This window comes from Labilibaculum manganireducens (assembly GCF_002843385.1).
GTDB lineage: Bacteria > Bacteroidota > Bacteroidia > Bacteroidales > Marinifilaceae > Labilibaculum > Labilibaculum manganireducens.
Window position 1 is genome coordinate 15,036 of record NZ_MVDE01000030.1, and the last position, 24,779, is coordinate 39,814.

Sequence of the window (24,779 nt, forward strand, 5' to 3'; positions counted from 1 at the left end):
GAATTCCCTCCTTTTTTGAGAAAAATAGGTGGAGAAAAATTGTAATGCGTATGAAGTTACTTACAATGTTTATGCTGGTCGGAGTTTTTCAGCTTACCGCAAGCGTGAAGGGGCAGAATGCAGAGGTGAATATGAATATGCACAATGCCAGTCTTATTGAGTTTTTCTCAGAAATTAAGAGTCAGACTGATTACGAGTTTCTTTACAATTACGACCTGGTGTTGAGCAAAGAACCCATAAGTCTTGATGCGAATCAGCAGGATTTAAAAGAGCTCTTGCACGATGTTTTGTATGAACGTGGTTTAGACTATCAGCTGGATGATAATGTAATTATCATTTCGGAAAGAGAGTACGTTGCTCCTGCGACAGAACCAGCACCCGCAGTGCAGGGAAAAAAGCAAATTAACGGCAGTGTTATGGAAACAAATGGTATTCCTCTGCCAGGGGTTTCTGTCGTAGTAAAAGGAACCACGATTGGTGTGATTACCGATATCAACGGGAATTATGTTATTGAAGTTCCTGAGGGAGCTGTTTTAGTTTTTACATTCGTTGGAATGCAAAAAAAAGAATTTAATGTTACCGCTGGTGTTTCTGAAATAAATGTGGTTTTGCAGGATGATGTTTCGCTGTTGGGTGAAGTAACTGTTGTTTCTACGGGGTATCAAACCATAAAGAAAGAAAAAATAACAGGAGCTATTACTTCTGTAAGTTCAAAGGAATTAGAAACGAAAAACGTTGTTAATTTGGCTGAGAATTTAGAAGGTACAGTTCCCGGTGTTTTGCGTTACAATGGGAAAACAACAATTCGTGGTATTGGAACTTTAAATGCAAGTGAAGATATTTTGTTGGTAGTTGATGGTTTACCAATAGAAGGAGACATAGAAGATATTAACCCCTATGATGTTGAAAGTATTACCGTATTAAAGGATGCAGCTGCAACGGCAATTTATGGCGCAAGAGCATCCAATGGAGTTATTGTGGTTGTAAGCAAAAAAGCAAGAGGAAAAGATCAATTTTCTGTTGAGGTTTCGGCAAATCTGAGTTATTTCGAAAAACCCGATTATAGTAAATATGGTTATATGACTACTTCGCAGCAGGTTGATTTTGAAAGCAAGTATTACGATTGGTATTTTAATGGTGGGAAATATGGTACGGTTGAAGAAGTAGTAACTTCTGTTGAAAATTCCATTGAAAATAGTGGTTCTTCAACAACACCATTACAATATGCTTACTACCAGTTGGCTAAAGGTGATATCAACCAAGAGCAGTTAAATGCCACACTGTCTGACTTAAAAAAGAATGACTTTTATAATGAGTTCAAAAAGCATGCTTTAGAAAATCAAACAATACAACAATACAATATTGCATTAAGATCTAACAATGATAAATCTGAATCAAATCTGGTAGTAAACTATAGAGGAGATAATTCAGGAATTATCAATGCATACAACAGACAATTAAACATTTCTTTCAGAGGTGCTTATAAACCAGTAAAATGGTTGGATTTTAATTATGGAGTAAATATGCTTATTGGGAAAACCCGTTCTCAAAACGACTATAATGCAAGTACGCCATTTAATGTTCCTTCCTACTACAATCTTTATGATGAAAGTGGTGAAAAAGCATACTATTCACTTAACGATTTTAACATTTACAGTTCTTTCAACAATGTATTTGAGTCAACTTCTAAACTACACTCTCTAAAATACAATCACCTTGATGAATTGAATAGAAATTTTAGCAATACAAGTACTCGTAATAACAGGTATTTTGTACGACTTAACATTAAACCTTTACCAGGCTTAACCATAGAACCTCAATTTCAGTACGAAGATAACCAATCTGATAACAGAACCCTTTCAGAATCGGAAAGTTATTTTATGAGGAGATTGCAAAATGCCTGTACTACCCGATCGGGTTTCGGAACAACAGAAGACCCTTATGTATATACAAATTTGTTACCCGAAGGAGGTCGGTTGCTTACTTCCAATCAAAAATCGCCAAGTTATACATTTCGTACTCAAGTAAATTATACCAAAGAATTCGGAAAGCATGATGTTTCGATAATTGCTGGAACAGAGTTTCGTCAGACTCGATCGTATGGAACAAGGGGAGGTCTATTCGGATACAATGATCAATTGCAAGTCCAATCAACTTCTGCAGTCGATTTTAATGCTTTAAGTAAAATTAGTACTTCATTTTGGAACTTTTTTGCAACACCTGCTTATATGTTCAACGATATTAATGTTTTTGGATTGAGTACTGACACAAAGCACCGTTACGCTTCAGGCTATGCCAATTTCACTTATACCTTCGACAAAAGGTACAATGTCTTTGGGTCTGTGCGTAAAGATTATGCCGATTTGTTTGGAGGAGCTCCAAAATTTAGAGGAAGTCCGCTATGGTCAACAGGTCTTGCCTGGAATATCTCCAACGAGGACTTTATGAAGGATAAAGAGTCGATCAACTTTTTGAAGTTGAGAGCCAGTTATGGGGTAACCGGGAATATTTCAACGGATTATACAAGCCGATTAACTGCTACCATTGATGGAACACAGCGTCAAACCAATTTACCAATAGCTACAATTAAAACTCCGCCTAATTCAAAACTACGTTGGGAAAAAACAGCTACAGTTAATGTTGGTTTAGATCTTAGCATGTTCGATTATCGATTGAAGGCAAGTTTGGATTGGTATAGAAAAGAAGGTACCGATTTATTGGCAAGAAAGCGTTTGGATGTAACCCAAGGCTATTCCACTTTAATCATCAATAATGGTGATATGTTGAACAAAGGTGTGGAACTAAGCTTGAGTTACGATTGGCTGCGACCAGTTATAAAAGGAGGATTTGAATGGTCTTCAACATTAAACCTGAGCAGAAATAAAAATGAGATAACCAAAGTTGATGATATTGCAACAACACCATCAGAACTTGCCGGTAGTGGAACATTCAAAAAGGGATTTCCGGTTAATTCGTTGTTTTCTTATCAATACAAGGGGCTCGACGAAGAAGGTTTGCCTCAATACCTATTGTCTGATGGAACATTAACAACTGGCACAGTTCCATCTTCGGATATAGACGCTGTTGTATTTTCAGGTACAACAGACCCAAAAGTAAATATTGGATTCAATAATCAAATAGCTTATAAAGGGTTTAGTGTGAATGTATTTGCGGTATATTACGGAGGACATTATTTCCGAGACAACCCTATAAATGCATATTCTGCACCTGGATATGGACCATTGCCTAATTACCTGTTAAATAGTTGGACCCCTGAAAATACAGATACCGATATCCCCGGAGCAGGAGAGTATTATCGATCAGAATTGCAATATACTTCATCACAATTGAGAACTGCAGACAGATGGGTAAAACATGCTGATTTTATCAAGATTAGAAATATTGTATTTGGTTACGAATTACCTGAAGCAATAACACAAAAAATAAAAGCTAATAGTATTAAACTGCGTTTCCAAATAAACAATCCAAAAACTCTTTGGACAAGGGATAATTTACAGGATGATCCTGAAACAGGTAGTTTACCAACAATAACTTCTTACATATTCGGAGTGAACCTTAATTTTTAAACAGATGAAAAAGAATATATACATTTTGATAATTTTTGCAGCGCTGGGTTTCACAGCCTGCGAAGAATATACCGATATAAAGCCAAAAGGTAAAAATTTGCTGGAAACTGCAGATGAATTGGAATATTTATTGAACTACAGTTTTAATAGTGCGTATGCTTTTAATTTAAGAGAGCTATATGATTTGGATAATGACATGTATTCGTATGGTTATAAACAAATACCTCCTCTTCTTAACGGGGCTGTAAAAGATCTGAACTATACTCGCTTGACTTACGATGTTGATATTGATCGGGCTGCACTTACAAAAACAGATCGTGTTTATGAGGGGATTTACTCGATTATTTGTACACGTTTGAACATGATACTGGAGCAGGCTCCTAATGTTAGTGATGATCCGGACAAAGTGGAGCAGCTAAAGTCCGAAGCGATTGTGTTGCGAGCATATCTGCATTACATTTTGGTAAATATTTATGCTAAAGCCTACAATCCATCTACTGCAGAGACGGATGGAGGAATTGTATATATGAATAAAGTTGATTTCGAAAGCATACCTGTAAAAAGTACTGTGGCTGAAGTGTATCAGAATATGCTTTCAGATATCAATGCAGCACTGGAATCTAATTCGCTTCCTGATCGGCCGATTACAGCCATGCGTGTAGCCAAAGGTTTTGCTTATGCTGTAAAAGCAAGAATTTTGCTTTCGATGCGCGACTATGAAAATGCATTGGTAGCAGCAGATTCATCTTTACTTTATAACAATACATTGGAAGATCACCGGCTGTTCATAGGAGCCGAAAATCTTATTCGTGTAGGACTGGAGGCAGAGGATAATCTATTCTTTATAACAAGTCAGGATTACAATCCTACACAATGTATCATTACTTCGGATATTTTAACGAACTATTATGAGAATGGTAATATAATCAAGCAATTTGTAGGTAGTGATGGCTATCCCATACTAATTGAAGACTATGGTCCTTATTATAGTGGTATTGAAGGATCGGCATTGTGGTATGCGGCCGATTATCAGCAAAACTCAGCAGGGATGAATACCTCCGATACTTATTTGATAAAAGCTGAATGTTTGATAAGAACAGGAAAAGTGCCAGCAGGAATGGATGTAATCAATTACATAAGAGAACGACGCATTAATCCGGATACTTATGCTTCTGTTTATGCAGCTACTGAGGCCGATGCGATGACTTATCTGAAAAAAGTATCGAGGGTAGAATTTTTATGTACATGGAAAAACTTTGCGAATATTAAGCGTTGGAATACAGAAGATGCTTATAAGGAAGATATTAATAGGAATATCAATGGTACAATTTACACATTAACTCCTGATTCGCCATTGTGGATTTTTCCTTTTCCACAAAGTGCAACAAACTACAATCTTAATTTAACTCAAAATTATTAATGATTTTAAACATGGTGTCTTTTACAGACACCATGCTTTAATTTTTTTATATAAATACAAAACACCAACATGAATTTTAGAAATTTGTTTTTTGTAATGACTTTAACAGGCATTACACTGGCAACCTGTGCTCAGGAAAGAAACAACGGCTATACTCTTACCGGAGATATTGAAGGGCTTCAAAATGCTAAGGGATATATATACCTGTATGGAGCTGTTCAAAATGGCGAGCAGGTAAATGATTCTTTACCCATAAATAACGGACATTTCGTATTTAAAGGATATACGGAAGAACCAGTACGTGCAACAATTTATTTTCAAAGCAAATACCAAGTTAAGGCGAATACCATATTTGAGTTTTTTTTAGAAAACTCAAACATCAAAATAACAGGATTTTCAGATACAACTCAGCTTCTCTCTCTGAAAGAAGGAAGAGTTACAGGATCACGATTACAGGATGAGTTTACTAAATTTAATGAAGATGCCACCAAATTTACCGGCTTTAATAAATGGCAGGAAGAGTATATGGCTGCCATGGCAAAGAAGGATACGGTTACAATTGCAGCACTTCAAAATAGGAGTAAGGAATGCTACGTTAAGTACGATAAATTTGTCGAAAACTATAGAAAAAACAATCCTAATAGTTTGGTGTACTTGTATGTTCTAAGTGCAGGGCTTAATCCAAGGGACGAGCAGTCGTTAAAGGATTTAAGGGGGAAAATATTGTCAATGGATTCAGACATTCAATCGAGTGTTGCAGGAAAGAACCTAATCAAGCAGGTTGACTTTTATTTAAGAGGATTTATTGTGGGCAAACAAGTGGGCGATTTTACACAAATAGATAAGGATGAAAAAGTGGTGAAGTTATCTGATTACAGAGGAAAATACTTGCTGCTTGATTTTTGGGCTTCCTGGTGTGGTCCTTGCCGGGCCGAGAATCCGAATGTACTAAAAGCATACAACAAATATCACGGAAAGGGTTTAGAGATTGTTGCGGTATCCTTGGACACAAAAAGGGAGTCATGGCTTAAAGCCATTGCAAAGGACAATCTTCCATGGATACAGGTGTCAGACCTTAAAGAAAGAAACGAAGTGGCGAATCAATTCGGGGTTAATTCTATTCCCGATAATTTCTTAATAGATCCAAATGGAATTGTTATCGCCCGCTCATTGCGAGGGGAGGAATTACATAAAAAATTGTCCGAAATATTTAAATAATCTATCTAGCATAAATAGTTTTCAATTATGAATAAATTTCAAATTTTATTGGCATTTTTCCTTTTGTTTGCCTCTTGCAAAAATACAGGGTCGACAACCGATACAGCTTTTACAGTAAAAGGGGAATTGTCTGAACTCAAAAAAGATGCGAAAGTGACCCTTTCCTATACAGGAGAGAATGGTGTGAATGTTATCGACACAACCACTTCTCAGCAAGGCAAATTCCTTTTTCGAGGTGTTGTCACTAATCCGGTTAATGCAAGAATTCATTATGTTTCGGATGAAGAGGTAATCGATCCGTTTTCTAATATGAAGGGGTACAAAATGGATGCAGTAAACTTTTTGCTTTCAAACGGAACAACAGTCATAAAGGGAAAAAGGTTGAGAAAGAGTGATGTTTCAGGTACTTTAGTTCAGAATGAGTACAATGATTATTTGCAGTCGATAAAGAGTCTTAACCAGAAAACGGATAGTTTGTACAGAATATTATACCAGAAAGCGGAGTTTGAAAATACTGAAAGTAACGGAAAACTGGAGGTGAAAGAAAGAATTGCTCAATTAGGAACACAGGTTACGAGTAGTACTGTGAAGTTTATTTCAGAACATCCGGATTCCTATGTTTCTTTATTCTTATTGAATGATTTAAGAAATCAAGAACTGGACAACTCAACAGCTGCTGATTATGCAAATTCAATGAGTGATCGGATTAAAGCGATGGAAGATTGGAAAAAATTGAATAATAAGTTGGAGGCAGCACAAGCAATTGCAATAGGCAGTAAATATATTGATTTTACTAAAAAGGATATTAATGGGAATAATTTCACCCTAAGTTCGATCAAGGGGAAATGCGTGATTCTGGATTTCTGGGGAAGTTGGTGTGGTCCATGCAGGGCAAGCCATCCTCACTTAAAGGAGGTGTATGATAAATATGAATCAAAAGGACTAACAATCGTTGGGATTTGCCATGAAAAAAGCTCTGACATTGCTAAGTGTGAAGAATCCTGGAAGAAGGCTGTAAAAAAGGATGATATGCCTTGGATACAAGTATTGAATAATTACGATAAAGAGACAATAGATCTTGTAAAGTTATATGCGATAGAAGGGTTCCCAACAAAGATACTTCTCAACAAAGAGGGAAAAATATTCAGTCGGATAGTAGGTGGAAATCCGGAAATACTGGATAAAAAGATGAAAGAACTAATGGGGGAATAGGAAACTGGTAAACAGGATGGGGAGAACAGGATAAATCATTCCTTCTCCCTTATTCCTTCCCTTTTTGTAATTTTTAAACATACTTTTTTTAGCAGAACTGAAAAATGAAGAATAATTTTAAACACCTAGCTAAAGTAAAATTTATCTGTACATACCTGCTCTTATTGATTGGGTTCCCCGCTATGGCTCAACTTGCGCCTGCACAGCTTTTAAATGAAACAAGGACATTTGAAGTAACAGCCTGCAATCCTTCGAAGAAACACATCATCGCTGCATGGATGGAAAAAAGGTCTGAAAGAAAAGATAACAGTAATGATGCCGCTGATATGCGAGTAGCCTATAAATCGTCAGCAAATAATGGAACGGATTGGACAGAAAAGGGGATTATTGATTTGTCCGGTACGTTTAGTACAGGTAACCCGTATGTAACCAGCAACACTAGCGGAGAAGCCTATTTAGTTTGTATGCATATAGGCAAAGATTTTTTCTCCGGCAATATTTCTCTATACGAATTTGATTTCGCAAAAAAACAATTCAACTTAAAATCTGTTCCCATTAAGAGTGAAGACAAACTTTTAGACAAACCTGCCATTGTTAGTTTTGGTAACGAAATTCATCTTACTTACATTTCTTACGACAAAAGATCTATGAATATGTTAAAATACCAGATGTCCGGTGACAAAGGAAAGACATGGACAGAGCCGGTAAATGTTTTTAATGAAAATGCAACCCCTTTTTTAGGACCTTCGATAAGCGTAGTGAATAAAAACCAGATCGTGATTTCTGTAGGTTCTTATGGAAACAATGGGATATATTTGGTAAAGAAGAAAATAAATACTGATACGATTGCCTTTGAAGATCCTGTAATTGTGGCACAAGTTTCCAATAAACTGAGAGATGCAATGACTGAGCTATCGGGTGACGGGAAAAAGAAATTGCTGCTTACCTGGCAATATCCACATCAAAGAGAGGAAACGTGGATGACATTCAGTACAAATGAAGGAAACTCCTGGGCTTCTCCTCTTTTAGTAACAGAAAAAGGCAATTTATTATCGGCAGCTTTTGACAAACAAAGCAACATTCACTGTATTTATTCAGACTTTACGGATCAACATTTTTTTGTTAAATATAAATCGCTAAATAGCAGGCGTAAAGTGATAAAAGAGGGATACCTGGTAAACCCGATGCCACTAACTACATTCGATGAATATTTAGGAGCTTTTCAAAAATTACTAATTCAAAAGAATAAAATCTATGCATTCTGGATAGATTATCCAAATGAAAGTGCATTATACTTTACAAAATGGAAAATGTAAGTTTTGCTATTTGTATATTCTTTGCACAGCAGATGGTGTAATTCGAAAAAAGAGTAAGTATAATATGGGTGTTATATGGTTTTTTTCACTGATGTCTAACATAAGCTTATTCGTTTTTATTTTAATGAAGATTTTTTTCTTTAAATGATTTTTTAAGAGTGCTCATATTAGTCGGTACTTGTTAGCTTATCCATTTTAATATAAATTTTATCGTCTTGCTTCTGTTTGTCCGGGTTTTGGAAAGTTTTTGCGAAAAATCAATTTATATTCTTCTTATTTTCAAATATCTTCATCTGAATTATTCAACATGGTTATTTGCTGCTTCTGCAATGAGATTTGTTTTTTATCTGTTTGTTTATCCCATAACTTTAATAATGAAAAACTAAGGTTCATTGGATTAGTGGTTTGACTTGATCTGGATTTGTTTTTTTATGCCCACTGCTTTTCACAGATCAATTGAACTGTTGGAAAGGTTTATTTTCATTATATGTGAATACTGTTTTGTTAGAAGCTTACTTCAAAAATTGATTTTTTTTACAAAGAGACTTTAAAGCGATATAAATTGTATTGAGATTCATAAATTTGTTAACTATAATCAATCTGATGATTAATAATTCAATGTAATTCCGATAAGTAATTAAAATTACTCATTAATTTCTCCCGAAATAGGGATGATTACTAAGTTTTATATATCTATCGGAATTATACCTCTGAGTAAATTTGTCTGTAAAATGGTATAACATGGAAATAAAAAAAGTAACAATTGAGAATATTTCCCAATTGCAGAAAATTGGGCGAGACACATTCGAAGAAACTTTTTCTTCGGTCAATAGTGAAGAAAATATGAAAGAGTATCTGGACAAAGGATTTTCTGTTGAGAAACTGAAAGCCGAATTGAGTAATGAAAACTCTGAATTTTATTTTGCGATTCTTAAAGATAGGGTAATCGGATATTTAAAAATCAATTTTGGACAATCTCAAACAGAAATTAAAGATGAGGATACACTTGAAATCGAACGAATTTATGTTCTCGAAGAATTTCACGGGAAAAAAATAGGACAGATACTATACGAAAAGGCAATCGAGTTAGCAAAGGAAAAAAAAGTACATTACGTATGGTTAGGAGTTTGGGAACAAAATCCGAGAGCAATTCGGTTTTATGAGAAAAACGGATTTATGCAGTTTGACAAACACATTTTTAAATTAGGAAATGACGAGCAGACAGACATAATGATGAAATTGCAGATCGAAAAATAAAAATGCAGTAATTGATAAAGGTTACAATATAATGTCTGCGTGATTATTTTGGGATTACATCAGTTAGGGCATCAAGCATGGCACGAATAGCGGTACCACTAATGATGGTGTTTTTTTTTTATGTATTCATTTAATTTTTCAATATCAAGGTTTTACAATTTCTTTGTGGAAATTGAGACAGTTGGTGCCCAGCCAATGAGTTTTCATTTTGTTTCGGAAATTAATTTCAAAAAGTTTTTTTTAAGGAGTTTTAAATTAAGTAAACTGGAATGCAATCTGTTTGTTAAACTTGCCCATTTTTTCTGGTTGGAAAGTTTAAAGCCTTTATTATTTGATGTTAATTAGGCCGCAGCTATTAGCAATGCATCTAACTATAGTTAATTTAGGTTAAAATTAGATTTTGGTTCACCCAAATCAGGCAATTAAATGTCTATGTTTTATAAAGAAAATTCATTTAAATCAATAAAATTAAATAAAAATGAAAAAAGTATTTGGAATAATAGTAGCCTTATTTATTAGCGCTACTTGTTTTGCGCAAGGCATAGCATTTGAACATGGCACTTTATCAGAGGCTCTGGCAAAAGCAAAAAAAGAAAATAAGACTGTATTCATGGATTGTTACACCACATGGTGTGGTCCTTGTAAATATTTGGCGAAAAATATCTTCACGCAAGGTGAAGTTGGAGCTTTCTTTAACAAGAATTTTGTGAGTGTGAAAATGGATATGGAATCGGAAGCAGGAAAACCTTTGATGGAAAAATATCAGGTATCTGCTTTTCCTACTTTATTGTGGTTGGATGCCGATGGCAATCTGCAGCACAAAATGGTGGGAGCCGGAGATGCAAATACTTTGTTGGAAACAGCTGGGGTAGCTTTGGATAGAAAAAATAACTGGGCTGCACTAAACAAACAGTTCGAAAAAGGAGACCGCAGTTCCGAATTCATGCAAAAATACATCATGACCTCTGCAAAAGCGGGTATCGATACCAAAGAGGCTGTTGACAGCTATTTTTCAAGTAAAAAAACAGAAGAGCTGATTAATGCAAAAGATGCCGAGTTAATTGCCAGTACAATTAAAAGCACATCAAATCCTGTTTTTCACTTTGTGTTGAAAAATAAGGCCAGGTTTTATGCTGTAGCCGATAAAGCACAGGTTGATCAGTTTTTGGAGTATACCATGCTCGGAGAAATGGCACAATTGGTTCGTAAAGGCGATATGGAGGCTCTAAGTCGTAAAAAGAAAGAGATGATTGCGCTGGACAAAGAAGTTGGAACAAAGATGGTTGCATTTTTTGATATGAATATGCTTCAAAGTGATCCTGATCAGAGAAAATTTTATCAGGCAATGGCTGATTATGGAATAAAGTATGATTTCGACAACTACGGGAATTTGAATCAATATGCATGGACTATTGCTGAAGCAAAAGAGGATCTTGATAAAGAATTGGTAAACAAGGCTGTGAAAATGGCCAAACGCTCTGTTGAATTGAACGCCAATTTTGCGAATATTGATACATATGCCTGCATATTGAATAAAGACGGACAAACAGAAGAGGCAAAAATTCAGGCTGCAAAATCAATAGAGTTAGCACCCGAAGATCAAAAGAAAGATTTGTGGTCCTTGCAATTTATGAGTAAATAAAAAACCTCCCGCAAAGAGTAATTATTGCACACTTTGTGGGATTGTGTTTCCCAATTTTTAAACAAGCTGCCTTATGGGCAGCTTTTTGTTTTTATTATTTCTTCGAATCAAATGTTAAAAATCGTTTGTCATTTGCATAAAACGCTTAATCAAAAAAGAGCGTTGAAAATTAAAAAAAACGAAAATTTACTTCACCTATTTTTTAATTTGCGTGAGTTTATTACTTGAAGTAGTAAATTCGGAGCGTCATTAGGGTGAATTAATTCCAAATAGAGTATTGAAAGATTGGCTAAACTACTCATAAATACAACCATTTTAGAAGAACTGTTTAAGGAACACTATAACAGTTTATATTATCATGCCCAAAGTTTTTTAAGCAATCCCGAAGTTGCGAAAGATATCGTGAACGATTGTTTTGAGGAAGTTTGGAACAAGCGCAATCAATTGGATATTTCTTATTCCTTAAAATCATTCCTATATAGTATGGTTAGGAACAGATCTTTAAATTACCTGAAACGACAAGAAGTGGAGAAAAAATACATCAGCAGAACTTTACACAGTTCCGGATATGGTGAAGATGAATATCAGGATTATGATTCCGTACTCGATGAAATTAGGAAAGCCATTGAGGAATTACCCCCACAAGGCCGAAGCGTATTTAAAAAATGCTTTATCGAAAATTTAAGTTATAAGGAAACTGCCGAAGAATTAAATATCTCTGTGAATACCGTAAAAACGCACGTTACCAATTCCCTAAAAAAATTGCGTCACGATCTGGACCGCGATTTATTATTGTTTTTTCTTCATGTTTCGAAGAAAAAATAAAAAATAATTCACCCATTTTATTTTTTCCTTGTGTTGTTTTTGTAAGACGAGGATATTCTAAATGTCTCAAATCTGATAATTTACAAGCAAGATGAAAAAATCATATAATCATGATCAATTGGAGGAGGTTTTTCAAGTACTGAAAAATCCTCAAAAATATGGGTCTGACTTCTTTCAAAAATACGAGAGCAACCAACAAATGCTCGATTTGTACAATGAGTTGCGGCAATACAAAGAATCCGGACAGAAGTTAGAGCAGATTGATGCTCCAAATATTGGTTTGGAGTGGCAAAAGCTAACTTATAAGTTGAAAGAGCAGCAAAGAAGAAAAAGAGGCTGGATGATAGCAGCAAGTGTTGCTGTCTTATTATCCTGTGCATTCATTTTTCAATTTGACAGAATTGTCAACCAAATGGATCAGGACGGAAATCAGCTTGCGCAAATCGAAAAAGGAAACAGCAAAGCTTTATTAATTACATCTGGTGGAAATGAGTATCGTTTAGACGAGGGCATCAATAGAATTATCTCCGAAAAGGAAGGGGTGCAAATTCACACCGATTCAAACCATGTAGTTCAGTATTCACGTTTTGCAGGAGAGAGTAACGAAAACAAATTGGCTGATATGTACAATACTTTGAAAGTGCCTCGCCTGGGAGAATATCAACTGGTTTTATCTGATGGAACAAAGGTTTGGCTAAATTCAGAATCAGAACTTCGTTATCCTGTGAAGTTTACCGGCGCAACAAGAGAAGTGGAATTGCTTGGTGAAGCATACTTTGATGTTGAAAAAAATCCCGGCAAACCTTTTTTTGTGAAAACAAAGAGTACAACTACTCGTGTCTTGGGAACAGAGTTTAATGTGAGTGCATATCCCAGCGAGGAACTAAATATTACTTTGGTTGAGGGAAGTATTGAGTTAAATTCAAAACAAATCTCAGGTAAGGTACTATTGATACCAGGCGATAATGCCAATTTGAAAATTGGAGGTGATAAAATTTATGTTTCACAAGTTGATGTGAGAAAATATACTGCATGGAGAGACGGGTATTTCTATTTTGAAAAAGAACGTTTGGAGGATATACTAACAAAGTTGGAGCGTTGGTACGATTTTAAAGTTTTTTATCAAAATCCGGCGGTGAAAGATTACGCGTTTAGAATGCGGGCTGACCGGAATGAAGATTTTGCAGAAATTGTCAGCAGGCTGGAGCAAACCGGCAGGATAAGCATGAAATTGAAAGGAAATGTAATTGTAGTTTCCGATGTTAATCGATAACCCCTAAAAATGATATAATGTTGAAGTCCCCATCAGGGGATTTAGAAGTAAAAAAGGGATAGTTGGAGCTATCCCTCAAATTAACTGTTCATCCTTGGAGGGATGAACTATTGTTTAATCTTCATCACAAATTTATGAAAAAAAAACTAACCCACCTTATTCCGAATTGGGATAGGGCAAAAACCCGACAGTGGCTTATGAGACTTACTGTATTAAAAATGATTTTGTTGATGAGTTTACTAACGACCTATGCGCGGGTAAATTCTCAAATGATCATTTCGAATTTAAAATTGGACGAAGTAGAACTCTCAGAGGCTTTGGAGAGAATTGAAGAATTGACAGATTACGATTTTGTATTCTCTTACGATGATGTAGAAGGTTACCAAGTATCGGTTGATTTGGAATCTGCAACATTGGAAGAATGTCTGAGTGATCTATTTCAAGAATTACCATTTACTTATACCACAGATGAAGATGTAGTAATTATAAGCTACAGAACACAGCAACCGGTTAACGAAGCAGAACAAAAAAAGAAAGAGGTTAAAGGAAAGGTTACCGACGAAAATGGAGTTCCCTTGCCTGGAGTTTCTGTTGTTGTTAAGGGAACTACAAATGGTACAGCAACTGATGCAAATGGAGATTACCTTATTTCTTTTGAAAATGAAAATGCAGTACTGTTATTTTCATTTGTTGGAATGTTGCAGCAAGAGATCACTTATAATGGGCAGACCGATTTAAAAATAGTTTTGAAATTTGATACCGCAAATTTGGATGAGGTTGTTGTTACAGGATATCAAGTGATTGATCGTAGAAAACTGACAAGTGCAGTTACTTCTGTTAAAGCAGAAGATATTTTGGTAACAGGAGGGAATACTATTGATAAAATGCTTGAAGGACATATTTCAGGTATGGCTGTAAGTACAAATTCAGGAGAGGTTGGAGCTGTACCAAAAATACGAATCAGAGGAACTTCTACTTTGATTGGGAATCGTGAACCTTTGTGGGTTATCGATGGTATTGTTGTTTCTGATCCGGTAAAAATATCTCCGGAAGAGTTGAATGACCCTGATTACGTAAATCGCATTGGAAATGCTATTTCAGGCCTGAATCCACAGGATATCGCAAGAATCGATGTTTTAAAAGATGCTTCGGCTACAGCTTTGTATGGAACAAAAGCAGCCAATGGTGTAATTGTAATTTCTACTAAAAAGGGTCATGCAGGAAAACCTGTTGTTTCCTTTAATACTAATAATAGTTATAAATTACGACCTCGTTATTCGAACCGCAATATTAATTTAATGACTGGCAAGGAAAGATTAAATTTTTCCCGTGAACTTTTAAATGATAATTACGGGTATGCAAATAATGTATCCTGGGTAGGTTATGAAGGCGCATTGCGAAGCTTATATGCAGGAGAAATTGATTATAATGAATTTAACGACAAGGTCTCTTTGTTGAAGAATACAAATACCGACTGGTTTAAAGAATTGACTGAAGACTCATTTTCGTCAGACAATACCGTTAGTGTTACAGGTGGAACAGATAATATCCGTTACTATTCTTCTTTTGGATACTCCAACAATAACGATGTTATTAAAGACAATACGAGCAAACGTTATACAGCTATTCTAAATTTAGATGTGAGATTTTCTCCTGCTTTTTCTACCTCATTTGCTTTTAATGCAAACAAAGGAAAGCGCAGGTATTATCAAGATGAAATTTCTCCTGTTAATTATGCATACAATACAAGCCGGCTAATAGCTCCGGAAGACAATTACCTTATTAATGATGGTTTAGGGTATTATAAGTATAATATATTAAATGAATTAGCCAACAGTGGCTGTAAACAGGAGAGTAATAATTCTACCTATCGTATCAATATGAATTTTTCTCCTAAAGATTGGTTGTCATTTAATGGAATCTTTTCATATACACAATCCAATACTGATATCAATTCTTACTGGGGTGAGTCTACTTTTCATGCATCTGTATTGCGTAGAGCAGAAGTTGGTGATAAAATAGATTCAGAGTCCAGTCAATTACCATTTGGAGGTGAATACACAATGAATCAAACCCGGAACAGTTCTTATACTGCACGTTTACAGAGTAATATTAATAAATATTGGGGGGATTCAGAACAATATAATATCAATGCTTCTTTTGGTTTTGAAATGAACTCAGACAGGTATAAAGGCTATGAGAATACAACAAGAGGTTACTACCCGGAGCGGGGAATGCAGTTTGCCATAGTTGATCCAACTTTATATCCGGCCTATGCAAATTGGCAAAGTGCCAATTTACCTGTAGTAAGTGATAACCTTTCTAATGTGCTTTCCTTCTATTCGAGTGTTTCCTATAGTTATAAAAATTTGTTTACCGTTAATGGTAATATGCGTTACGATGGGTCAAATAAATTTGGAAGCAAAAGTAACGACAATCTTTTGCCAGTATGGTCGGCTTCGTTTTCATACAATCTGAATGAGCATTTGAAAAGTTTTACAGGAGTTTTTGATGAGTTGCTTTTGAAAAGTTCGTATGGCTATCAGGGAAACATGTTGAGTGGCCAATCACCGGAAATGATCATTTCAAAACAGCCATATGATACACATTACAATGAATATGTATCGAAGATTTCTATATTTCCTAACGAGAATTTAAAATGGGAGCGTACGGGTTCCTTTAATTTAGGCTTGGAGTTTTCGATGTTTAACCGCAGGGTAATGGTAAGCAGCTCTTATTATCATAAAGAAACAAAAGACGCCTATATGCAAAAGAAGATATCCGGGGTGAATGGTTTGAGTTCGACTGTAGTAAACGGGGGAGAGATTATTAACTCGGGTTATGATGTTTCAATTACCGCGATACCCGTAAAAACTGAAAATTTTAAATGGTACTTGTCTGCTTCAGGTTCCTACATGGATAATAAAGTAAATACACTTCCTTCTGCAGAACAATACGATTATACAGATTTTTTAAAAGGAACCGCAACGGTAAAAGGGAAATCGGTGAGTTCCTTTTATTCCTACGATTTTATTGGCTTAAACCCCAACGATGGAGGCCCAATGTTTAACGATTTGGAGGATAAGAAAGAAACTTTGTACGGAATCGACAATTATGATGTGTACATGAAGGTGATGAAATCAAGCGGACGCAGAGAGCCTGTTGTTACAGGAGGTTTTAATACAACATTAGAGTATAAAAATTTGAGACTGAATGCCAATTTTGCCTATAGTTTAGGGGCAAAGACCCGTCTTTTTCGTCTGTACAATCAAACAGGATCAGATATTAGGCCAGAGTACAATATCAATCGGGAAATGCTTAACAGATGGCAGCACCCGGGTGATGAAAACGTGACAAGTATTCCTGCTGTTATCAATCCTAATTCGGATTCTTATTATGGTTATGCCAGTCATTGGTCAGGATTCACATCCGGGCAGGTTCCTACTATTGCCAATAGCTTGTGGGAGATGTATGATTATAGTGATTTACGTGTTGTGAGTGCCGATTATTTAAAATGTTCAAGTCTGTCTTTAACGTATTCATTCCCGGAATCAACGATTTCACACTGGGCGCTATCCAGATTAGAAACCTCTTTCCTGGTTTCCAATCCATTTATTCTTTGTTCCAATAAATTAAAAGGACAAACTCCAACACAAAGTGGATTTACTGATATTCAACTTTCAGAGCGTCCTGCATTTACTTTGAGCCTTAGTGTATCATTCTAAAAACTTTACGATTATGAAACGTCCATGCCAAAGCGATTTTGACACACAGGGAGATGATTATCTCAGCATGGTAAGTTCCATATGGCAATTAAAAAACAAATTATAATCATATGAAACGTCCATGTATAAAGCTTTCTACACACAGAGAGATGATTATATGGTAAGTTCCATCTGACAAAAACTTAAAATTATAAACAGATGAAAAAATATTTAATAATATTCCTCCTGTTTGCACTAGCCTCCTGTTCTGATTTTTTAGAGGAATACTCGCAGGATCAGGCATATGTTACCGGGTACAACGATCTTGATGAATTGCTGTTGGGCAATGCATACATGAAACGCACCAATGTGCAATCTTATCAGTGGGGAGTTCGGGAAGGTCTTTATTACCCTTATATACACTTTATGGCAGATGAAACCGAGCAATATTTAAATGGCAGTACTTATCTCTCTGAAGCCGCTTGTTTTACATTATATGGATATTCTAACTGGCAGCAAAAAGTAGAACGAAATCCTGATGGGGGCAATAGCTGGGACGATTCAGCAGATTGGAATAATTTATACAGTCATATCAATTCTTTGAATGTTATTCTTTCATCTATTACTGATTTTAAAGGGACAACAGATGATGATATTTATAACATTAGCAGAATAAAAGGAGAGAGTTTATTTTTGCGGGCGGCATATTATTTTGTGTTGACAAATCTTTTCGGAGAAGCCTACAATCCATCTTCTGCTGAAACTGCATTGGCAGTGCCATTAAAAACTACACCTTATATTGAAGATATTACTTATACCCGAAGTACGCTTGCTGCGATGTATCAACTTATTGTTGACGATTTGCTGGAGGCTGAAAAGGCATTGGATGGTGTGGAGCACAAATCACTTTATCGAGTTGACGTGAATGGGGTTCGATTACTGTTAAGCCGGGTTTACTTGTATATGCAGGATTATGAGAATGCTAAAATTTATGCTCAAAAAGTATTGGATGTAAAAAGTTCTCTTCAGAATTTAAACACATTTTCGGGCGAAGAATTTTTAAATTCATCTTCTCCCGAACTGATTTTTTCCATGGGGGCAACATCAATTCCAGGAAATATTGCTGCAGGCACCTCTCTTTCTTCCAATAACTTTCAAATCTCTGCAGATTTGTACAATTCCTATGAGTCAGGAGATTTAAGAACAACATATTACGTGGTAAAAGAAGGGCAAATTACATATCTAAAAAAGATGACAGGAACCGAATTTGAAACCAAAGATTTATCGGATAATTTTGTTCTCAGAACTTCAGAGGCTTACTTAAATTTGGCTGAATCTGCCGCTTTCTTGAATGATGACAATACGACAAAACAAGTTCTGAATGAATTAAGAAGCAATCGCTTTGCCAGTAATTTGTATGATAATTCAAAAGTAAATAATCTTACGCATGACGAGTTAATTTATTTTATCAGGGATGAACGTCGCAGGGAGTTGTGTCTCGAAGGCCATCGTTGGTTTGATTTACGTCGATATAATGTTGTGCCGGAGTATCCGAACACCAAAACATTGACAGCATCGTATACATACTTTGAACAGGATCCAAATACTTATAAGTATGTTCCTTCGGCAAAAAGATCATTTATTTTAGCTCCTAATGATCCGGCCTATACCTTGCCCATCCCTGAGTATGAAATTGAGTATAATAAGGGAATGAAAGATAATGAGAGAGACGCCAGAGATGGTTTTTATGAAAGTTTATAATACGAATTGATATGAAAAATATATATATAATTTTGTTTTGTCTGATTTTATGTAATTCGTCGTGTAGTGAAGACGAAACCTATCTTGAAACAGACTATCCTCAGGAGAATATTTTTGCACCTGCCGAGGGAGCCATGGACGAAGAATCTTTGCTTAGGAGAGATTTTTTTAATGCAACGGGAGTTTACCTACTTTTTAATGACACCTTAACTACCTATACTGTCACATCTTTGGCCGGAGAATCAGTTGTTGTGAATGAGATTTTTAACCCCGGGTATGCAATGACCAGTTCGTCATGGGCCGATAAATATGAATATATATATTATGATGATATAGAACTTCAAAAGTCAGCTGCTGATTTCGTGAAAAACGAAATTTTGACCAAAATCCCAAAGGAAATGTATCCGTTTTCATTTTTACTAACCGATAGCATGTTCGTAAGCAAAAACAACTATGGAATGTTTTCAGAACCGGAATTAACAAATTTTTATAGTGGATTGCAAGGAGCTGTTCTTGCACCGGGTGATCTATTTGTTTTAAGCGAAAACGAACAAAAAGTTTTGGCTTCGAGCCTGTTAAAAGAGATCATAATTGCACAGGTAGATAAAATCCCCGCAGCAAAGTTTGAAAAGTTTTACAGTTACAGTAACGAGTACTACGATATTTTCTCGTGGAATATTCCAGAACCATATCCATCAGTAGGATTATTGATGACCTATGTTTACGCATGGGGAATACCTTTTAATTCTGCAGAATATGATTTGAAGGCTTATATCGAAGAAGCTTTTGCAATGAGTGAAGAGGAATTCAGAACAAATTATGCTGAATACCCTATTTGCATCGAAAAGATGGAAGAGCTGATAAAAGTGTTGGAATCGTACGGAATAGTAGTATATGAATAGAAATTTATTTGAAAATTTTAAAAAAGTAATTATGAAAAATATTTTATTGGTGATTTTGTTGTTTTGTTCATCTCTTCTATTTTCGCAAGAAGGGGTGAAAGTGGAGTCAATCACATTTAAAGAAGCTCTGGTGAAAGCAGAGCAACAAAAAAAATTAGTTCTTATAGATGGATATACATCATGGTGTGGTCCTTGCAAATGGATGAAAAGGCAGTTTAAATCTGCAGAAGCCGGTCTTTTTTTTAACAAACATTTTGTTTTTCTGGAATTCGATATGGAAAAAGAAGGAAAAACTTTGGCTGAGAAATACAAAAAGGAAGTTACAGCATATCCAACGTTTTTAATCATTCGTCCGGATGGAGAAATCCAGCATAAAGTGGTTGGGGCTGATACGCTATCTATCTTTATAAATATGGTTAAACGAGGTCTTACTAAAGAGACTTCATTGGATTATTTAGAAAAGAATTACAAACAGGGAAAACTGAGTAAAAAGCAGATACTAGATTATATTAATGCTTTAACAGATGCCTCTTCAAAAAAAGAAGTCGCAGAAGTGGCAAATCAGCTTTTTGAGAATTTATCTGAAAAGGAAAGAGTAAGCAGTGATTATTTATTATTGTATAGGTGTATTCATTATCGCGATTGGAACAGTGACCGTTTTGCTTACTATCTGCGACACTACAAAGAGATTGCTCCTATGATGGATCAAGAAAGTATTGCTTATGTGAGAATGGCTGCATTGTGGTCACATTTCATTAATTACTTAACAGGAATGATAACTCCGGAAGAGAATTATGGAGCCGAATTGAAAAATGAAATTCCTTCATTCAGAATCTTGCTTGAAAATGCAGAAATTCCGGATCGGGATTTTTATTTAGCATTGGGAGATCTTTCTGAGTCGCAGTTTTTGAATGACAAAATTGCTTACGAAAGAGATTTTAACAAAGTTTTATCGTTCCCTGTTGACGAAGAAGTATACGATGTGCTTATGAGATCCCTGCATTTAGTTTGGGGAGAATCTTCAGAATCAATGAAAATAGAAAACAAAACAGGTCGAATGTTGGAAGAAAAATTAAACAGATCTTATGAAAAAAAATAAAATGAACAGATTTAGCATTTTAATTTTAGGGATCGTTATACTTTCTTTAAATGCATGCAAAGACTCAAAGAAGGAATTTGAGATAACAGCAAAAATACCGGGAATGTACAATGGTTTAATTGTTGAATTGATAAATGAGGAGGATGGGAATAGTTCTTTGATGGCAATTGATACTGTTGAAAATGAATCTTTTGTTTTGCGGGGAAGCGTGCAGGAACCTGTGGCTGCTAAGTTGGTTATAACTAACCGGGCGTTGATTCCAGAGGATGCATCATATGAAAAACAATTCGAAACAACAACTTCTTTATGGGTGGAAAATGTTAAAATGCAGTACAAGGCGGCTCATTTGGATAGTATCCCTCTTTCGTATGTATATCTATCTTCGCCACTTTACAAGGAGGCGAATGTAACTGTTGACGGAGGAAAAGGAGAGGAAATGTTTACAGTATTTCGCAATCAGTTACGTCCTTATGAAATTGATTATTCTGAGAAGAGTATGCGATATTATTCGTGGGAGGAAAATAGTGACGTTTCAAAGGAAAATCTGTACAATGATTTACACAATGCTCATCAGGCACTTCTTGCAGTTTACAAATCTTTCATCAAGCAAAATGGGAGTTCTGTTTCTCTATTCATAATGAATAAATTTTTAGATGCAGAATACAGCTTTTCGCAGGAAGATTTAGCCATATGGAGAAAGGTTGCGGGTGCGGTAGAAGGAGATTCGATCCGGGTATCTGAAATTAAAAAGAAGCTGGATAAAATGGCGCCATATACAACAGGAACGCCTTTTCAGGATATTGATGTTTTAACTGGAAAAGGTGAAAAGTTAAGACTATCTAATTTTAGGGAAGAGGAAAAGTTTTTATTTGTTGATGTGTGGGCTTCGTGGTGCATGCCGTGCCGTGCAGCAATACCTTCTGTAAAGGGGTTGTATTCCAATTACAATAGTAAGGTGGAATTTGTAAGTCTTTCTATTGATAAGGATGAAAAGCAGTGGCGGAAAGCATTGGAAAAAGAGGACATGGAATGGCCGCAATTGCTGCGGGATACTGCAACCATGGATCAACTCGAAAAAGCTTATCATTTAATGAGTGTGCCTACTTTTATTTTAGTTGATAAAAGCGGAACAATTCGTCACGTTGGGCATGATCCGGAGTCGTTGGATATTATTTTCAGTAAAATAATTAAGTAGAAAATTAATTAAGAGTTTTTTTTAAAACTTAACTTATTATTAAAATAATACATATTGAAAAAGAGGATGTGCAGATTGGCTCATCCTCTTTTTGTGTAACGCTATTTTAAGAGTAGTCATTGACTACTTTATGGCTAATTGGAAGTATTATTGAAATTTGTAATCGCATTATTCATATTTTTTACAGATAAGAAAATATTAAAATCAAATAGATAAATCATTATGAGTTTACAGTTCATAATGATTTATTTTTTTCATAGGATTTTATTTGTAAATAAGGATTGTTTTTTTGTTTTCATCTGATAAAAGGGTGAATTGTTGATTCTTTTGTATTTTCCTTAAGCTTTTCTACATTTACAACCTGAATATGAAAAATCACGAACAAGATATCATCCGAAAGTTTAAAAGTGGGGACGAATCCGGTCTCCGTCTCTTGTTCGATTTGTACTATGTGCCACTTTGTGCATACGCCCACAAATATTTTGATTCCATCGATCAGGCCGAAGACATTGTACAGGAAGCTTTTATTACATTGTGGGAAAAAAACAGGTTGATTAATTTTACCGGTTCCATCAAATCTTACCTTTTCAGTATTGTTCGGAACAATTCTATTAATAAAATTAAGAAAGAGAACCAGTATCGCTTCGAGGAAATCGAGAATCAGGCTTATACTATTATCGAAGATAAATTTGAATCTCAGAACATCGAGCAACGGAAAGAGAATCTGTATCAGGAAATCGAGAAATTGCCCGGGCAATGTAAAAAAGTATTTGAAGCAATTGTTTTCGAGAAGATGAAATACGTTGAGGTTGCAGACGAGTTAAATGTATCTGTAAATACGGTTAAAACTCATTATTCAAGAGCCTTAAGGCAATTGCGAAGCAATTTGGATATTCTTATCATGATCATGTTGCCCTAAAGTATCAAGTTCCAAGTATCAAGTATAAAGTGTATTGCTCCGTGCTTTAGCTCGGAGTTTCAGATTTTTGATTGTTTTTAAAGTTCTTTCTAGGATTAGGGGTACTTAACCAGTTGTAATTATCTTTCGACTATTCAAACCTCTTCCAGACCCGAATTGGCTCTAAATTCTTACCTTCTCTGGAAAATTTATAAAAAAATTAAAAATTCTTGTCACCGATTTTCATCATTTTCACTTATAGAGTTAAAAGAACAATAAAATGAGTTTTTCAAAAGAAGATATTATCGGTCTTATTAATTTCTATCATCAGAATACGATTTCAGATGAAGGGATTAAACATTTAGAGAATTGGTTGGCAGAAAATGAAACGAATGCTGATGAATTTGCAAACTATTTGGCTTTGCTTAAGGAGAGTGGAGCGATAAGCAGTCTTACAGAAATAAAGACAGACGTGGCTTGGTCTAGAATAATTGGAGCGGTATCAGCCACTAAAAGGCAGTCGAAAAACAGAAAATTACATTTTTGGTTGCCCTATGCAGCTGCAGTAGTCGTGATGTGTGTGGTAGGATATTTAATGGTGTATCAAGTCGAAAAAGATTACAATTTCGATGGCAATTACAATTTTGCTGAAATATCGACTATTGGTTCCAAAAAAGCAGTTTTAATATTGAACAACGGCAATGCTATGAATCTGGAAGAGAATCTGGATAGTGTAATTGCTGAAGTTGATGGAACTTTGATTCAAAATGATGGATCTAATGCATTAACTTATAAGAAGAGCAGTTCACAGCAAAACAAACTAATCTACAATCAGATTAATATACCCCGTGGAGGAGAATATTCTTTAACATTGGCCGATGGTACAAAAGTTTGGTTGAACTCTGAATCGTCCTTGAAATATCCGGTTCAGTTTATCGGGGAAATCCGTAAGGTGGAACTCACCGGGGAAGCCTATTTCGAAGTTGCTCATAATAAGTCGAAACCTTTCATTATTGAATCGCATGGTACCGAGGTGAAAGTGTTGGGAACCAAGTTTAATGTATCGGCTTACAATGATGAAGAGGATATTACAACAACATTGGTTGAGGGAAGCGTTCAGGTAAGCAGTCTGGGCAATTCTGAATTATTAGAGCCGGGTTACCAGGCAGTTGTTAAAAGAGGCCGAAGTCAGTTTCAGGTAAATAAGGTGAATGCCGATCTGTATACGTCGTGGATAAACGGGGTGTTTCAATTCAAGAATCAGTCTTTAGAAGAAATTTGCCATCAATTAAGCAGATGGTACAATGTAGAATTCTTTTTTACTGAGAATCAATATCGGAATTTAAGATTTGCAGGTGCTGCAAAGAAAGACAAGGAATTGGATTTTACATTGGAGATAATTGAAAAAATGGCAGATGTGAAATTTGCCATAAAGGATAACAAAGTAATCGTTGGAAAACCTAATTAGTA

General features: G+C 35.5%; 16 protein-coding genes. All 16 read left to right on the forward strand.

From position 1 onward, the window contains the following. The first annotated feature begins 50 nt into the window (after positions 1-50). The 16 genes from BZG01_RS16255 to BZG01_RS16335 all read left to right on the forward strand — a co-directional run bounded on the left by BZG01_RS16255 (position 51) and on the right by BZG01_RS16335 (position 24,777). A complete protein-coding gene (locus BZG01_RS16255; protein WP_180327353.1) occupies positions 51-3,587 on the forward strand; it encodes a SusC/RagA family TonB-linked outer membrane protein in 3,537 nt (1,178 codons plus the stop codon). A gap of 4 nt (positions 3,588-3,591) precedes the next feature. Then, the gene (locus BZG01_RS16260; RefSeq protein ID WP_101310901.1) at positions 3,592-5,007 is read left to right on the forward strand and encodes a RagB/SusD family nutrient uptake outer membrane protein; all 1,416 of its coding nucleotides are present in this window, start codon (positions 3,592-3,594) and stop codon (positions 5,005-5,007) included. A gap of 69 nt (positions 5,008-5,076) precedes the next feature. Then, positions 5,077-6,225 carry a TlpA disulfide reductase family protein gene (locus BZG01_RS16265; RefSeq protein ID WP_101310902.1) on the forward strand — a complete coding sequence of 383 codons (1,149 nt, stop codon included), beginning with the start codon at positions 5,077-5,079 and terminating at the stop codon, positions 6,223-6,225. A 27-nt stretch (positions 6,226-6,252) separates the two neighbouring features. Then, positions 6,253-7,437, forward strand: a complete 1,185-nt coding sequence (locus BZG01_RS16270) for a TlpA disulfide reductase family protein (RefSeq protein ID WP_101310903.1) — start codon at positions 6,253-6,255, stop codon at positions 7,435-7,437. Between the two features lie 104 nt (positions 7,438-7,541). Further along, a complete protein-coding gene (locus BZG01_RS16275; protein WP_180327354.1) occupies positions 7,542-8,753 on the forward strand; it encodes a hypothetical protein in 1,212 nt (403 codons plus the stop codon). A gap of 741 nt (positions 8,754-9,494) precedes the next feature. Next, positions 9,495-10,010, forward strand: coding sequence for a GNAT family N-acetyltransferase (locus tag BZG01_RS16280; protein ID WP_101310905.1), 516 nt, complete (start codon positions 9,495-9,497; stop codon positions 10,008-10,010). A gap of 478 nt (positions 10,011-10,488) precedes the next feature. After that, positions 10,489-11,652: a thioredoxin family protein gene (locus tag BZG01_RS16290; RefSeq protein WP_101310907.1), complete on the forward strand. Its 1,164-nt coding sequence runs from the start codon at positions 10,489-10,491 to the stop codon at positions 11,650-11,652. 285 nt (positions 11,653-11,937) lie between these two features. After that, positions 11,938-12,477: an RNA polymerase sigma-70 factor gene (locus tag BZG01_RS16295; protein WP_180327355.1), complete on the forward strand. Its 540-nt coding sequence runs from the start codon at positions 11,938-11,940 to the stop codon at positions 12,475-12,477. A 91-nt stretch (positions 12,478-12,568) separates the two neighbouring features. Then, a complete protein-coding gene (locus tag BZG01_RS16300; RefSeq protein WP_101310909.1) occupies positions 12,569-13,750 on the forward strand; it encodes a FecR family protein in 1,182 nt (393 codons plus the stop codon). Positions 13,751-13,884: 134 nt separating this feature from the next. Continuing rightward, entirely contained in the window at positions 13,885-17,475 is a 3,591-nt protein-coding gene (locus BZG01_RS16305; protein ID WP_101310910.1) for a SusC/RagA family TonB-linked outer membrane protein, read from the forward strand. Positions 17,476-17,673: 198 nt separating this feature from the next. After that, complete coding sequence (locus tag BZG01_RS16310; RefSeq protein ID WP_101310911.1) at positions 17,674-19,215, forward strand: RagB/SusD family nutrient uptake outer membrane protein; 1,542 nt, start codon at positions 17,674-17,676, stop codon at positions 19,213-19,215. Between the two features lie 11 nt (positions 19,216-19,226). Further along, the gene (locus tag BZG01_RS16315) at positions 19,227-20,117 is read left to right on the forward strand and encodes a hypothetical protein (RefSeq protein ID WP_101310912.1); all 891 of its coding nucleotides are present in this window, start codon (positions 19,227-19,229) and stop codon (positions 20,115-20,117) included. 31 nt (positions 20,118-20,148) lie between these two features. Further along, positions 20,149-21,216 (forward strand): thioredoxin family protein, encoded by a 1,068-nt coding sequence (locus tag BZG01_RS16320; protein WP_180327356.1) that lies wholly within the window; start codon positions 20,149-20,151, stop codon positions 21,214-21,216. Next, a complete protein-coding gene (locus BZG01_RS16325) occupies positions 21,203-22,411 on the forward strand; it encodes a TlpA family protein disulfide reductase (RefSeq protein ID WP_101310914.1) in 1,209 nt (402 codons plus the stop codon). Before BZG01_RS16320 ends, BZG01_RS16325 begins: the two co-directional genes overlap by 14 nt. A 367-nt stretch (positions 22,412-22,778) precedes the next feature. Further along, positions 22,779-23,330 carry an RNA polymerase sigma factor gene (locus tag BZG01_RS16330; RefSeq protein WP_101310915.1) on the forward strand — a complete coding sequence of 184 codons (552 nt, stop codon included), beginning with the start codon at positions 22,779-22,781 and terminating at the stop codon, positions 23,328-23,330. A 259-nt stretch (positions 23,331-23,589) separates the two neighbouring features. After that, complete coding sequence (locus tag BZG01_RS16335) at positions 23,590-24,777, forward strand: FecR family protein (RefSeq protein WP_101310916.1); 1,188 nt, start codon at positions 23,590-23,592, stop codon at positions 24,775-24,777. Positions 24,778-24,779: the final 2 nt, after the last annotated feature.